This window comes from Trichococcus alkaliphilus, assembly GCF_003008695.1.
In the GTDB taxonomy this organism is placed as follows: domain Bacteria; phylum Bacillota; class Bacilli; order Lactobacillales; family Aerococcaceae; genus Trichococcus; species Trichococcus alkaliphilus.
Genome location: NZ_PXZT01000003.1, coordinates 121,797 through 137,389 on the forward strand (window position 1 = coordinate 121,797; position 15,593 = coordinate 137,389).

Below are 15,593 nucleotides of genomic sequence, written 5' to 3' on the forward strand. Positions count from 1 at the left end.
GCTTATGCGCTAAAGGCGTATCTTTTCTTATTCATCCAATTCTTCGACCATGCGGTAACCGACCCCGATTTCGGTCAGAATATATTCCGGTTCCGCTTGGTTTTTTTCTATTTTCCGGCGGATATTTGCCATATTGACCCGCAACGTCCGGTTCTCATCCATATAAGGTCCCCAGACCGCCTTCGTGATGAAGTCATGCGTCAGGACCCTTCCCGCGTATTGCGACAGCAGGACAACGATTTTGTATTCGTTGGGAGTCAAATGGACCTCTCTCTTCTTGACGGTCACTTTCCTCTTTTCATAATCGATCATCAATTCTCCGACACTGAAACTGCCCTCTGGCAATGCCGAAGTGTTCACCTGGTGCTGGCTATGCCGCAAGGCAGTGCGGACGCGCGCCAGCAGTTCCGAAGTGCTGAATGGTTTGGTGACATAGTCATCCGCCCCGCAATCCAACGCCTCCACTTTTTCCCGTTCATTCCCGCGAGCGGATACGACCATGACGGGCACAGCGGAGAAGGTACGGATTTTTTTCAGGACCTCCATCCCATCCACATCCGGCAAGCCCAGATCCAACAGAATCAAGTCCGGATTGTAGGAGGTCATCAGCGCCATCCCTTCCTTGCCGCTCGCCGCTTTCAGGAGGGTATAATCATTCGAAAGCAGGATGGCGGTCAAAAAGTCGGTAATGTGCTGCTCATCCTCGATCAAAAGTATCGTAAGTTTATTTTTCATGCCCTTCTCCTTCTGTCAGCGGCAGTGTGAATTCGAAGACAGCACCACCTTCAAGACGGTTTACTCCCTTCATCTTCCCGCCATGCGCCTGTACAATCGTCATACAGATGGACAGGCCTATTCCCATCCCTCTGGATGAATCCGAACTTTTTTGGTTTGCTCCCGTATTCGTTTCAAATAGGAAAGGAAATTGTTCATCCGAAATCCCTTCTCCGTAATCGACTACGGCAAAGACTGCCTCATCTTTCTTTTCATGCAAATAAAGATCGATTACAGAATCATCCGGGGAATGCGTAATGGCGTTCTCCATCAGATTGATCAGTACCTGCATGATCAATGTGGCATCCATAGGCACAAACAAGGCCTTTTCGGGAATGCTGACTCTGAACTTGCGGTTCGGGAACCTCTTCTTGATTCGGCTGAGCGCATCGGAAATCACCTCTTCAGCAATTTCATCCGTTTTGTTGACGGACACGGAACCTTCTTGAATGCGCGTAACCGACAGTAGGTTTTCTACAAGTCGAATCAGCCACTGCGCCTCGCTCTGGATCGAAGACAGCAGCTTATGCTGCGTCTCCTTGTCGAAACGTTCTTCGTTTTCCAGCATGGCGGAGCTTGCCCCAAAAATCCCTGTCAACGGCGTCCGCAAATCGTGGGAAATGGAACGAAGCAAATTGCTCCTCATCTTTTCCCTTTCATTTTCCACAATCGTTTCCCTTTGTTGATCGGACAACTGTTGTCGTTCAATGGCCAAGGCTATCAGCGAAGATATCATCTGGAGTGTCGAACGGCTCTCATGGTTCACTACGCCTTCTTTGGAGCCGATGCCAACTACGCCCAGCACGTTCCCTTCGGATGCAATCGGCATGTAAAAGCCATCCGCTCCGCTCAGGGTATCTGTACCTGATCCGGCAATCTTATTGTTCAAAAACACCCAATTGGCGACCGCTTCTTCATCCCGGGTAAGCAGGTAGTCCGCCTCTGCCTTGTTTGAGCTGCTGACTGTGGTCTTCGGGATGCCTTCCTCTTCGTCGATGGCATAAAAAACAACCGGGCGATTGAACGAACGGCTAATATAGTCATTCACAATGGCTACGATACTGTCGTGACCCCGCGTTCTTAGCAACTGTCTGTTGATATCATACAGGACCTGCAGACGTTGCTCCCGCTCCACTATCAGACTGGCCTGGATCCGCGAACTCGTGATGAGGCTTGAAGTGATCAAAGCGATAATCAATAATATCAAAAAAGTGACCAGATATGATGGATCATCGGTTTTGAAATGGAAAATCGGATCTACGAAAAGGATATCGAACAAAAGTACACTTACTACAGAAGCAACAATTCCATAAGCATAGCCATCTGTCGCCCGCGAAGTCAGGATGACCGCAAGCAGATAAATCATTGCCAAATTATGCTGTTCCACTCCCCAGGACTTCAACAGATAAGAAATTACGGTTGTCACAAATAAGATGCCCAACATCTTGCTCGTCTGCGTGCTGGACATTGTCCACCAACTCAACCATCGCTTGAATGGAAAGCTGCGGAGGGCCGTACCTTGGGAACCATCTGGGTCGTTGTTGGAAAGGATATGAATCTCGCTTTTGTCCAACAAGGAGATGAGTCTGTCCTCAAAATCATGTTCCCATAAACTGCGGAAGCCTTTTTTCTTTTTGCTTTTTCCGATGACGATGTTCGTAATCCCCGACATATTGGCAAATTCCGCCAATGCTTCAGCAACATCACTCCCATGCAAGATCAATGTTCTGGCACCCAACTTGTCCGCCAGCTTCATATTTTCCTCTAAGTCATCCTGCTGTTGCGGAGACAGCCTGCTCTCGTCTCCGGTCGCAACATGGACGGCTGTCCATTTGCAATGAAAAGCCTCCGCCGTACGTGCAGCCCAACGGATATTTTGCGCAGAAAAAGGCGATGCGGTGACGCATGCCAAAATGTTTTCGTTCACTTGCTTATCCAAGGAACCAGCAGTCGCCTGCTGCTCAGCGCTGATCCGGTCAGCCAACTTGCGCATGGCGATTTCACGCAGTAGGCGCAGATTTTCTTTCGTGAAAAAATTCTGTTGGGCCAGCTTCACCTTGTCTTCCCGATAGATTTTGCCTTCCTTCAACCGTTGGATCAGTTCTTCAGAATCGATATCGATCAGCTCGATGCTGTCTGCTCGTTCAAAAATATAGTCAGGGATTGTTTCATTCACGATTACATTGGTAATTTGAGCCACCACATCTTTCAGGCTCTCGATGTGCTGAACATTTACTGTCGTATAGACATCGATGCCGGCCCTCAGCAGTTCCTCGACATCCTGATATCTTTTTTTGTTCCGAACACCGATTGCATTCGTATGCGCCAATTCGTCGACCAAAATCAACTCCGGGTTCCGTTTCAACGCGGCATCCAAATCAAACTCCTGAAGCTTGATGTTCTTGTAGTTGATTTGCTGCGGCGCAAGGACCGGCAAACCCGGCAAAAGGAGATTCGTCTCAGGACGGGTGTGCGGTTCGACGTATCCGACGACGATATCCACACCTGCAGCCAATTGATCATGGGCTTCTTCCAGCATCGCGTAGGTCTTCCCTACTCCAGCCGCATAGCCAAAAAATATCTTCAGTTTGCCGAAATTTTGGCTATCCCGTTCTTCAGTTTGCTTGATCATTTTCAATAACTGCTCCGGATCAGGGCGCACATCCTCCTGTCTTCTCATTGCCATCCTCACTTTCCTTTGTTATTGCTTCTTATTCCACGGCGGATGCTTCATCCAGTGCTAAATTCACTTCCAGCACATTCACTGCAGGTTCGCCGAAAACAAACAAAGCCCGTCCGGACGTCTTTTCATCGATTATGGTTTGTACCCGTTCTGGATCCATTCCACGTTCCACAGCTATACGCTCCACTTGGTAAGCGGCTGCCTCCGGTGAGATATGCGGATCAACACCGCTTGCTGACGCCGTCACTAGCTCCATCGGGATATCTGCTTCATTCAAAAGATTCAACTCTTTCCAAAAGTCGATCCTTTCCGCGACTGCTACCGCCTGCTCCCCGCTTGAAGGGGATGCGTTGCTGACGGTCTGAGGACGTCCAATCAGATATTGCGGTTCCGTAAATACTTGCCCCAGCAAGCTGGAACCCACAAGTGCTTCTGAACCCTCCTGTGTTTCTATGGTTATCATACTACCATTTGCTTTGTCTTGAAAGAGCAACTGTGAGATCCCCGTTACAGCGGTTGGATACAATACCCCGCAGATGACGATGAAGACAGCCAACACTCGGATGCTTGTACTAAATTTCTTCATGATTTCCTCCTATACTAATCCGAATAACGTTATGACGAAGTCGATCAGTTTGATCGCGATGAACGGCGCCACCAAGCCGCCTAGTCCATAGATCAAGATGTTGCGCTTCAGCAGTTTCCCGGCAGGTATCTCTTTATAAGGTACCCCTTTTAACGACAACGGGATCAAGAAAATGATGATCAGCGCATTGTAGATGATCGCCGACAGGATAGCGCTGTTTGTGCTTGTGATGTTCATGAAGTTCAGCACGCCCAACTCCGGGTAGATGTTCAGGAACAGCACCGGGATGATGGCGAAGTATTTCGCAACGTCATTTGCGATGCTGAACGTGAATAAAGCTCCGCGTGTCATCAGCAATTGCTTCCCGATACGGACAATTTCGATTAACTTGGTCGGGCTTGAATCCAGATCGATCATGTTCCCGGCTTCTTTGGCTGCCTGCGTCCCGGAATTCATCGCCACGGCCACATCGGCTTGCGCTAATGCAGGAGCATCATTGGTGCCGTCGCCCGTCATGGCTACCAGATGGCCTTCCCGCTGATATTCGCGGATCAGGTTCATCTTATCTTCAGGTGTCGCTTCCGCCAAAAAATCATCCACTCCTGCTTCGGCTGCAATCGCCGCAGCGGTCATCGGATTGTCACCGGTGATCATGATAGTCTTGATGCCCATGCTGCGCAAATTATGAAATTGCTCCTTCACGCCGTTCTTCACGATGTCCTTCAAGTAGATGACGCCCATGACTTTGTAGTTCTTCGCTACCACAAGCGGTGTCCCGCCTTTTGTGGCGACTTCCCTGACGATTGCGTCGCACTCTTCGGGGAAGGATTCGCCGTGGTCAAGCACATAGGTCTTGACGGTATCGGCTGCTCCCTTGCGTATTTCATTTCCTTGGTAATCGATTCCGCTCATCCTAGTCTTCGCGCTGAATTCGATGAATTCTGCCTGCAGCTCGCCCATATTGCGGCCGCGGATATTGAACTTTTCTTTCGCCAAAACGACGATGGATCTGCCTTCCGCTGTTTCATCCGCCAGTGACGACAGTTGTGCAGCATCCGCCAAATCCTCGATGCTGACGCCGGCAACCGGATAGAATTCAGCGGCTTGGCGGTTCCCCAAGGTGATGGTTCCGGTCTTATCCAGCAGCAAGACATCGACATCCCCAGCCGCCTCTATGGCGCGACCGCTCATCGCCAGTACATTTGCTTGATTCAAACGGCTCATCCCGGCGATACCGATCGAGGACAGGAGCGCACCGATCGTCGTCGGAGCCAAACAGACAAGCAAAGCGATGATGTTCGTGATGGTAATGGCATTCCCTTGACCAGTTTGCTGAGCTGAAAAGGCGGTGAACGGAAAGAGCGTGCCGCTAACGACCAAGAAGATGATTGTCAGCGTGACCAGAATGATCTGCAGAGCAACCTCGTTCGGAGTCTTCTTGCGCGAAGAGCCTTCAACCATTGCAATCATCTTATCCAGGAAACTTTCTCCGGCCTCCGCAGTCACTGTAATGACTAGCCAGTCGGACAAGACCGTTGTCCCGCCTGTCACGGCGCTTCTGTCGCCGCCGGATTCACGGATAACCGGCGCTGATTCGCCAGTAATGGCGCTCTCATCAACGGATGCAGCCCCTTCAACGACATCACCGTCCATAGGTATTTGACCATTGACTTCCACGAAGACCAAATCGCCTTTCTTCAGGCTGCTCGAGATGACCCACTCAAATGTGTCATGGTCTTCTTTCGTCAATAACCTTTTCGCTTGGACATCGGAGCGGGCACAGCGTAATGTATCAGCTTGGGCGCGACCGCGTCCTTCGGCTATCGCTTCCGCAAAATTCCCGAAGAGCACAGTGAACCACAGTATCAGCGTGATGATGAACGTGTAACCTGAAGATTCATCCTTTGTTCCCGTCAACGACAGGAAAAACAGGATGGTCGTGAAAATGGCACCTAAGTAAACAACCAACATGACCGGATTGCGCACTTGTATTTTCGGTGACAGCTTCTTGAAGGACTGTTTGACCGCATCCAGCAATATATCTTTTGATATGGCATTATTTTCCATTTTTTAGTTTCCCCTCATCATTATCGTGTGACAAAAAAATCTGCAATCGGGCCTAGCGTCAATGCCGGCAAGTAGCTCAGCGCCCCAATGATGAGGATGACACCTAAAAGGAACGCCGTGAACAGGCCATCGCTTGTGGAAAGCGTCCCTTCGGTTACAGCGACCTGTTTTTTCACGGCAAAATTCCCGGCTAAATAGATGGCTGCAATCATCGGCACGAATCGCGCAATCACCATCATGCCTGCACCCACCAAATTGGTGAATAACGTATCCGACTCAAATCCCGCAAAGCTGCTCCCGTTATTGTTGGCTAGTGAGGTGTAATTATAGAGCGCTTCTGTAAAGCCGTGCGCACCAGAAGTATTGAGCCAATCAGTGATCATCGGCAGCATAATGGCGACAGCCGTTCCGATCAAACTCAACAGCGACGGCGTCAAGATGATAACACTCGCCATCTTCATATCGAATGGTTCGACTTTCTTGCCCAGATATTCTGGCGTCCGTCCTACCATCAATCCCGCTATGAATACGGTCAGCAACACAAAGGCCAACATCCCATATATGCCTGAGCCGATGCCGCCGAAGACGATTTCGCCTAACTGCATCAAGAACAAGGGCGCTAGGCTTCCCAATGCGGTATAGCTGGACAAGCTGGAATTGGTCGCTCCCGTGGAAGTCGCCGTGGTTGCTGCTGTCCACAGCGCCGATCCGCCAATTCCATGGATCACTTCTTTTCCTTCCATATTTCCGCCTGCCCGAACGCCTTCAAATATCGGTCCCAACGACCATTCACTGTAGGTCACCAAAGCCAGCAGACCTACGAATAATGCCGCCATTGTGATGAAAAGGGCCCGCGCATGCAATCTGTCCTTCACGGCTTTTCCGAAAGTGAAGAGCAAGGATACCGGGATCAGCAAGATTGCAAGCATCTGCAGTACATTCGATAAGGCTGTCGGATTTTCCAAAGGATAGGCTGCATTCGTTCCGAAGAAACCTCCCCCATTTGTCCCCAGTACCTTAATGGCTGCTTGACTCGCTACCGGTCCTAAAGAAATAGAGAACAGCTCTCCGGATTCCAAAGCGGTTGCTTGTTGTACTCCTTGAAAAGTCTGGATGACGCCCTGCGATGCAAGTAAAACAGCCAAGACGGTAGCCAATGGCAGCAGGACGTATAGGACGGCCCGCGTCAAATCCTTCCAGAAATTGCCGATCGCTTTACTTTCCTTTAAGACCAACCCGCGGATCACTGCAAAAAGAACGGCAAGTCCGACAGCTGCAGAAAGAAAATTCTGCACCGTCAAGCCCAACATCTGCGACAGATAGGACAAACTCACTTCCCCGGCGTAGGCTTGCCAGTTCGTATTGGTGATGAAGCTGGCCGCGGTGTTCAACGCCAAGTCCCAGGACATCCCGGCTTTCCCTTCCGGATTCAACGGCAGGAAGCCTTGGAACATCAAGAGCATCCATAAACCGACAAACCCAGCTAGCGAAAATTGGACGACTGCAAGGGCATAGGACTTCGCATCCATCTGTTCTTCTTCATCGACTCCGATGAGCCGGTATACAGCCTGTTCTATCGGTGCAAGGATTCGCGTCGGCATCGTTTTCCCCCCTGCCATCACTTTATAGATCCCATTTCCGACAACCGATGCAAGCAGCACCAGTATCACGAAGAAAACAGTATATTGCACAAATATGAAACTCATAAGTCTTCACCCCTAAACAAGACATAAAACAAATACAGCAATAAGCTCAATCCCAATAAACAGGCAAAGATGGACACAATACCCACTATTCCCACTCCCAACTTTCAATTCTTAAATTCTTAAGTTCTTTACTATGTCAATCATACTGCCAAAGCGTGTTAAGAAAGTGCTAAGGAAATGGACGGCGGTGTTAAGATTGCATATAGATGACGGTTTCATTCCAAAAAAAAGATTCCCTCTTTCGAAGGAATCCGTCTCTGATTTTACTATTTTGTTTCCCGTTTCTGCATGATGTAGAAAACATAGTTATAGTAAGCACTGTATTTTTCGAAATGTTTCATTTCCTGGTGGTTTTCCTCCACCAAAGCTTTTGCGTCCTCACTGTGGCCGTGCCGCTCTAGGAATGCCGCTTCATTGGTCTCATAGTAATGATAGTAATGGCTCGTCCAGTCCGATTCGGGCAGGACGAAATGCGCTACCGGAATGTATCCGGCCTCCTCGATCTGGGCGGTCTTTTCAGCGATCGTTCCCATTTCTGGGTAAACTTCGGTCCAATATTTGTCCACAATCTGCGGACGTTCCGGCGTCAGCCAGGAAATTTCCGAAACAACCAAAAACCCGTCTTTTTTCAGCAACGGTCTCCACTCACGGATACCTCTGGAAAAACCAATGTTATAGATGGCACCTTCCGCCCAGATGACATCCAATGATTCCGGAGCGAAGGCAAGCTGCTCCATATCCATTTCCTTGACCGTCAAGCGGTTCGTGACGCCTTGTTGCAGGGCTTTGTGTTTGAGTATGCTCAAAAATTCTTTGCTGCTGTCGACCGCTGTGATATGGGCTGGCGTCTGTTCACTCAGAACCATGGTCTGCGCTCCGGTTCCGCAGCCTACATCCAGAAGTTGCGCTTGCGGGGTCAATTGCGGCAGAAATTGCAACGCTTTGATGGTGCTCTGTTGGCTGCCGGGACCTTGGCGTGGGTTATTTTTGTGAAAATCGATGATCAAATCCAATGTTTCCATGATTTACCCTCCTGATCTGCGTCGTCATGCCTGTCAGCGCAAGGGATTACTGGCGCTCGCCGACGACTGTATAGCGTTGCCTTAGATGTCTTTGCCTTTCAATCTCGTCCACAAATGCGATCGCATAATCCGCATAACTGATGTAACTCTCGCCTTCGCTGTTCAGCAGCAGCGTTTCTGCCCCTTCGGCGTATTTTCCGGTACGGTTGCCGTTAGGGTCAAAATAAGCGGATGGCGAAAGATAAGTCCAATTGACGTTGCTTTCCTTCAGTATGTTGAGAGCCTTGGCCATGTTTGTTGCAGTCGGTTTGAAAGCCTCGGGAAAATTTACCGTTTCCATCACCCGGATCGTTTTTCCGGGATCCGCATAAAGGCTGCCGGCTCCACCTACAACGATCAAGCGCGTTTCCGGCAGGTGCTCCAATTCATCGATCAAGGACTGAAGCGAGGTAACGTGCTCCTCTTCCATCCCCGCCGGCGCATTGAACGCATCCACAATCACATCGAACCCTTTCAGATCCTCCACCTGCACATCAAAAATGTCCCGCTCCATGATGGCTACGTCTTTGTCGGCGAGCTTGGCGGGATTCCGGATGATGGCGGTCACCTCATGACCCCGGGCATGCGCTTCCTCCAAAATCAACCTGCCTTGTCTGCCTGTCGCTCCGATGATTCCGATCTTCACTGAAATCCCTCCATTCTGGCCTCAAACGTCCTTCTGTCTCTTTCATTTTAGGATTCCTGGGGTTAAAAGTAAAGCCGGACACTTTTCGGATAGGGAACCCACCCTAATGTGAATCCGAAATAAAAAAGCCCCACAGAACCCTTTTCAGGCCTGCAAAGCTTCTCACTTTTCTTACTTTTCTGGAATCGCGTCCCCAATTGTATGCGGGTAGATGTTCGCGATGACTTCTCTGTCGATTTTCTTGTTGAAATAGATGCTCATGACCAGCGCAAAGACTTCCGCAATCGGAAACGCCCACCAGACAAACGCAACGTTGCCCATCAAAGAAAGAAGATAAGCTGCCGGCAGCAGCACCACGACCTGGCGGATCATGGAAACCCACAGACTCAGACCGCCTTTCCCGAAGGCTTGGAACACAGAACCGGAAACGATGTTGTAGCCTGCAGCGACATAGCAGAGACTGATGATCCGCAAAGCCGGTATCCCGATTTCCAGCATTTCATCGGATGCATTGAACAATTGCAGAAGTGTGCCGGGCATCAGCAAGAAAACAGCAGCGCCGATGAACATGATCGCCATCGCATATCTTTTCGACAACGTGATGGTCTCCTTAATCCGCTCTTTTTGATCGGCACCGTAGTTATAGGCGATGATCGGAACCATCCCGTTATTCAGGCCGAAAACCGGCATGAATATGAAACTCTGAAGCTTAAAGTAGACACCGAAAACAGCGGTCGCAGTCGGTGTGAAACGGATAAGAATGTTGTTCAGGCTCAAATTCAGGAAGGAGCCGACAGCCTGCATCAGAATCGAAGGGCCGCCGATGGAATAGATTTTTTTGATCGTTTGCAGATCCGGGCGGAACCCTTTAAACGATAAAGTGATTTCTTTATTGAAACGGACATTGAAAAAGAACGCCAAGGAAGCCGCGGCTATCTGTCCGATCACGGTTGCGATCGCAGCGCCTCTTGTCCCCATCGCCGGAACACCGAACCAGCCGAAGATGAAGATCGGATCGAGGATGATGTTCAGGATCGCGCCTGTCGCTTGGGTCGTCATTGTGAACAAGGTTCTGCCGGTGGACTGCAGCAAGCGCTCCATGCTGACTTGCATAAAGACTCCGATCGAGAAGACGCAGATGACTTGCAGATAATCGATTCCGTACGCGATGATTTCTGCATCCTTCGTTTGGAAAGAGAAATAAAGCGGGATGAAGAACAGGCCTAACGCCAAAAACAACAGGAAATGCATGGCATTCAGAAAAATGCCGTTATCGGCCGTGCTGTTTGCGGCTGGGTAATTCTTTTCCCCTAGGCGTCTGGAAACCAACGCATTGATCCCGACACCAGTCCCGACTGCCAGCGCGATCATCAAGTTCTGCACCGGGAACGCCAAGGATACGGCCGTCAGGGCTTTTTCACTGATTTGGGCCACAAAGATGCTGTCCACGACATTATATAAAGCCTGCACCACCATGGAGATCATCATTGGTACGGACATGGAAATCAGTAATTTATTGACGGGCATGACACCCATCTTATTTTCCGCCATCGCTGGCTGTTTGTTTTGTTGCATATTTTTTCCTTTCCAAAAAAGTGGAGCCGTCTATTCGACGGCTCGCCTTTTTGTAGCTATAATTTTTTATGATTCATCTGCCTCTTGGATAGGCAATTCGATTTTGGTCAAGTATTCCTGCGGAGTGAAGCCTTCGCCGTTGTAGTAGGTTTCATAGGAGATGCCGTTCGTTTCGAAATCATGGAATGTCAACCACTGGTCCATTTCTTGGTAAATCTTGGGAATTTCATTATAAGGGCCGATGTTCAGACAGGATACCCGTTTCCCTGCCGGAATGATGGACATGCGGATATCATCCTGCGGAGGCAACATTTTTACGATTGGATAGCCGACTTCGATTTCGACGTTTTGCTTCGTGAATGAGTAATAGATCGTGAAACAGGGACCTGCTGGCAACTCTTCCAACAAATTCAGATAGGTCAGGATTTTTTCGCGGCAGTCCTCTATCTTCGTCTGCATATTTTTTAGCGTCGTTTCCGTTTTGATGGAAATGATGCGCTGGTCCGATTGATTGGTCAATGTGATGTCTGAAATTCTTCCCATTTTACAAAACCCCCTTAACAAGGCTTACGATGCACCGACTTTGAAAACTTCAATATAAGGATAGCATATTTTTCAGAAAAAAACCGTCCTGATGACTTACATGTCGAAAAACCGCCTTATTCCGGCTTTTTTCAACGGATGGAAGATTCCTTTCTGTGCGGCAGCAAATCAAAAAGCCCAAAACTATGTGCATAATTTTAGGCTTTTTGGTTTTTTTAGAAGGATGAATCACCTCATCCTAAACGCGTTCTGAATCCCAGTAATCTCCGCCTAACGCTATTTAGGCCCATCCAGCCAAGACCGGGCTGGTTGTTCCTAAATTTCGTTAGTGCTCGATTCCTAGAGCGGGATTCATCTCGCTCTACATTTTTTCTGGGGATTGGACTCCTAGGAGTCTTAGGCCTTCTTGCAGGACTGTGGCTACGGACTGCACAAGTGCCAGACGGGCGTTGCGTTTGTCGTCTTCCACCAGTACTTTGGTGTTGCCGTAGTATTTATTGAATGCTTGGGACAAGTGGATCGTGTATTTCGCGATCACGGATGGCTCGAATTTTTCGTAGGCTTGTTGGATGATCTCAGGGAAACTGTTCAACAATTTTACGACTTCCCATGCGTAAGCGTCATCCAAGCCAAGATCAGCCGCTTCGGTAGTGTCCAGTTCGACTGCTGCTTTGCGCAGGATGCTCAAACCGCGTGCGTTTGTATATTGGACATAAGGTCCTGTTTCGCCTTCGAATTGCACGACTTCCTCCAAATCAAAGTCGAAATTGTTCAGACGATCATTTTTCAAATCATGGAAAACGACGGCGCCGACGCCGACTGCTTTGGCGACTGCTTCTTTGTCTTCCAATGTCGGATTCTTCTCGTTGATCTGCTTCAAGGAAAGCTCGGTCGCTTCGTTCAGGACTTCTTCAAGCAGGATGACTTTCCCTTGACGTGTCGACAGTTTCTTGCCGCCTTGCGTGATCAGCCCGAATGGGATATGGTGCATGTTTTCTGCCCAGTCGTAGCCAAGTTCTTTCAGAACAGCCTTCAGTTGTTTGAAGTGGTTGCTTTGTTCATTGCCGACTGCATACAGGGACATCGCAAAATCATAGTTGCGTTTGCGGTAGATCGCCGCAGCCAAATCGCGGGTGATGTACAGTGTTGCGCCATCCGATTTCTTGATCAAGGCGGGATTCAGATTGTATTTCTCCAGATCAACGATGGTTGCACCGCGGTCTTGGGTCAGGATACCGGCTTTGTCCAGCAGTTCAACGACTTCATCCATCTTATCGTTGTAGAAAGCTTCTCCGTTGAAAGAATCGAAAGTGATTCCCAACATATCGTAGATTTTCATGAATTCCTGCAGCGATTCGGAACGGAACCACTCCCAAAGATGCAAAGCTTCTTCATCGCCATCTTCCAATTTCTTGAACCAAGCGCGGGCTTCGTCGTTCATCGTATCGTCTGATTCTGCTTCCGTGTGGAAACGGACATATAAAGTCAACAATTCATTGATCGGTTCAGCTTTGACTTTTTCTTCGTTGCCCCACAATTTGTAGGCGACGATCAGCTTGCCGAATTGGGTTCCCCAGTCGCCCAAGTGGTTGATTTTGATTGGGTTGAAGCCGACTTTCTTCATGATGTTGGCCAAAGAATTTCCGATTACCGTAGAGCGCAAATGACCCATTGAGATCGGTTTTGCGATATTCGGCGAGGACATATCGATCGGCACATTGCCACCTTTTCCGATATCGGCTGTTCCGAATGCTTGCTTTTCGGCAGCAATTTCATGCAGAACCGCATTCGTTACCGCTGCTTTTTCAAGGAACAGATTGACATATGGGCCCACCGCTTCCACCTTTTCAATGTAAGGATGATTCAGTTGTGCCGCCAAATCTCCGGCGATGGCTTGCGGCGCTTTGCGCAACGCTTTCGCTAGTGCGAATGCCGGAAACGCGACGTCCCCGTGCTCTGTATATTTAGGTACTTCCAGCAATTGGTACACTTGGTCGTAGCTTAAATGCTCCGGTACAAGTTTTTGAATCTCTTCAGCAACAATCTTTTTATAATCCATATTTTTCTGCTCCTTTATTATATGCCTCTGCTTATCCACTTGATGAATGGATCACTTATCTTCTCTTTAGGTGTCGCAAAATTTGCGATAACGATAAAAAAAGCCCCTATTCTGCCCTGGCAAAATAGAGACGAACATCCGTGGTACCACTCTAATTCGATAAAGCAATACAGATGGGCTCTGATTAGTTTATCCTTTTGAACCGCTAACGGGGCTAAACCGAATGACGCTACTCACAAACGTTCCTTCCGGGCTGTCCGATGAACAGAGGACCAAGCTTGTTTTCAAGTCATTTTCTCTGAAGTGCGTTTCCTTCTTCGCTCCGTTGCGGGCTTCCACCTTCCCCGCTCGCTGCGAACATTGCTCGAAGTACTTTCTTCATCAATGAATGTGATTACTATCTGTAATACTATATCAAAGCCTGCCCTGTTTGTCTAATTGATTTTTGACTTCTCCATCATTCCGATGGATTCGACAAATGTTTCGGGCGACTCATCCAGATGCTTTCAGAGTAGTCCATGAATATTTTTCCGATCAAGGATTTTTTCCGATGCATTTCGCGGAAGCCGATCCGTTCATAAACACTTTGTGCCCGTTCGTTGCTGTCGACGACATCCAAGGCGAAGGTTTTGTAAGGTTCCGTTTCGATCAGATTGAGCAGCATCTGGCCGGCAACACCCTGGCGACGGTCGGCTTCATTGGTCGCCACGCACTCAAAATAGAGCGTTTCATCATCGATTGGTAAGGGATTTCCGTATTCTTTATGGAAGCTGAAATACCCGACATGTCCCCAGAAAAACCCGAAGTTAGCCAGGAAATCCTCTTTGTTTACCTCCATGGAGCGGCGCTGGTTGGTCGAACAACCCACCATCGCGACAGGGCGCTCGCCGTCCATCGCAACACGGATCAGGTCCTCCTGCAGGACTCTGCGGAATCCGCCCAATAGGCGCTCGGTATCGCGATGCAGCGTCTTCATGTCCTTGTAGTAGCTGGTGACGAAAATTTTTCTGACTTCCTCTTTTTGTGTTTCCGATAATTGGCTCATTTTCGCCATCGTTATTTCTGTCATATTTTTCTTCCCTTCTTGCAAATATTACTTATTATTTGATCCGCTGCATTATTGCAGGCGGTTTTTTTCGATGAATGCTGTGATTGCTTCAACAGTCAGCTGTTGCTGCTGAGCGGTGGAAATAGTTGCTGCTCCGTCGCCTGATTGCGTTCCGTAATCACCGAACTGGCCATGATTGCCGCCATCCAGCACGATTTCCGTGTAAGCTTCCGGAAGTTTTCCTTGCGCTTCGTCGTAGCTTTCGCGGTTCAGGACTTCATCTTCCGAACCGTAGATGGAAAGGACCGGAAACGGTGCTTCGGTCAAATCACTGGACAGATAGGATGCTAGGAAAATTAGGCCAGCGACTTCATCAGATTGGTCAGCCGCAAAACTGGAAGCCATGACTCCACCCAGGGAATGCCCGGCAAGATACCAATCCTGCACACTCTCTTCCTGTTCCATGATCGTTTCTGCCGCATCGGCATCAAAGACCGCCAAATGGAAAGGCATCTTGGCGACGACCACCAACAAATTCGCTTCGGCCAAGCTGCGCAGCAAAGGCGCATAAGCTTCCGCTTCAACCTTTCCGCCTGGATAAAAGATGATGCCTTCCTCCGGATCTTCCCCGTTCGGCGCAAACGTGATCGCGTCATCGGTTTCGGTGATGGTGATCGATTCATCCGACTGCAGCGCCTCGACGGCACTTGTTGCCGCTTGGTAGTAGTCACTTACATACCAAAAGAACGCACCAGCAGCAATCACTATAAGTACAGCCAAGCCGATCAGCACTTTACGAATCCAGCTGACTTTCCCGTTTTTTTCCATATTATCCTCCTTTGGAT

At 49.0% G+C, this 15,593-nt stretch carries 12 protein-coding genes and 1 other annotated feature; all 12 genes read right to left on the minus strand.

Translation table 11 applies throughout. The features are described 5' to 3' along the window. Positions 1-27 precede the first annotated feature (27 nt). Positions 28-735, minus strand: coding sequence for a response regulator transcription factor (locus C7R73_RS03715; RefSeq protein ID WP_106449188.1), 708 nt, complete (start codon positions 733-735; stop codon positions 28-30). Next, entirely contained in the window at positions 725-3,460 is a 2,736-nt protein-coding gene (locus C7R73_RS03720) for a sensor histidine kinase (protein ID WP_239992563.1), read from the minus strand. The genes C7R73_RS03715 and C7R73_RS03720 overlap by 11 nt, the downstream gene beginning before the upstream one ends. Positions 3,461-3,485: 25 nt before the next feature. After that, positions 3,486-4,043: a K(+)-transporting ATPase subunit C gene (kdpC, locus tag C7R73_RS03725; RefSeq protein WP_106449189.1), complete on the minus strand. Its 558-nt coding sequence runs from the start codon at positions 4,041-4,043 to the stop codon at positions 3,486-3,488. Positions 4,044-4,052: 9 nt separating this feature from the next. Further along, positions 4,053-6,110 (minus strand): potassium-transporting ATPase subunit KdpB, encoded by a 2,058-nt coding sequence (gene kdpB, locus C7R73_RS03730; protein ID WP_106449190.1) that lies wholly within the window; start codon positions 6,108-6,110, stop codon positions 4,053-4,055. A 20-nt stretch (positions 6,111-6,130) separates the two neighbouring features. Beyond that, on the minus strand, positions 6,131-7,816 hold the full coding sequence (kdpA, locus tag C7R73_RS03735) for a potassium-transporting ATPase subunit KdpA (protein ID WP_106449191.1): 1,686 nt from the start codon (positions 7,814-7,816) through the stop codon (positions 6,131-6,133). A 266-nt stretch (positions 7,817-8,082) separates the two neighbouring features. Beyond that, on the minus strand, positions 8,083-8,838 hold the full coding sequence (locus C7R73_RS03745; RefSeq protein WP_106449193.1) for a class I SAM-dependent methyltransferase: 756 nt from the start codon (positions 8,836-8,838) through the stop codon (positions 8,083-8,085). 46 nt (positions 8,839-8,884) lie between these two features. Continuing rightward, positions 8,885-9,523, minus strand: coding sequence for an NAD(P)-dependent oxidoreductase (locus C7R73_RS03750; protein WP_106449194.1), 639 nt, complete (start codon positions 9,521-9,523; stop codon positions 8,885-8,887). A gap of 171 nt (positions 9,524-9,694) precedes the next feature. After that, a complete protein-coding gene (locus C7R73_RS03755; protein ID WP_106449195.1) occupies positions 9,695-11,098 on the minus strand; it encodes an MATE family efflux transporter in 1,404 nt (467 codons plus the stop codon). 66 nt (positions 11,099-11,164) lie between these two features. Then, on the minus strand, positions 11,165-11,641 hold the full coding sequence (locus tag C7R73_RS03760) for a GyrI-like domain-containing protein (protein ID WP_106449196.1): 477 nt from the start codon (positions 11,639-11,641) through the stop codon (positions 11,165-11,167). A gap of 361 nt (positions 11,642-12,002) precedes the next feature. Next, positions 12,003-13,700: an arginine--tRNA ligase gene (argS, locus tag C7R73_RS03765; RefSeq protein WP_106449197.1), complete on the minus strand. Its 1,698-nt coding sequence runs from the start codon at positions 13,698-13,700 to the stop codon at positions 12,003-12,005. Between the two features lie 123 nt (positions 13,701-13,823). Then, positions 13,824-14,094: a binding site (T-box leader), on the minus strand. Between the two features lie 63 nt (positions 14,095-14,157). Further along, positions 14,158-14,769 carry a GNAT family N-acetyltransferase gene (locus C7R73_RS03770; protein WP_106449198.1) on the minus strand — a complete coding sequence of 204 codons (612 nt, stop codon included), beginning with the start codon at positions 14,767-14,769 and terminating at the stop codon, positions 14,158-14,160. Positions 14,770-14,817: 48 nt separating this feature from the next. Further along, complete coding sequence (locus C7R73_RS03775) at positions 14,818-15,576, minus strand: alpha/beta hydrolase (RefSeq protein WP_106449199.1); 759 nt, start codon at positions 15,574-15,576, stop codon at positions 14,818-14,820. Positions 15,577-15,593 lie beyond the last annotated feature (17 nt).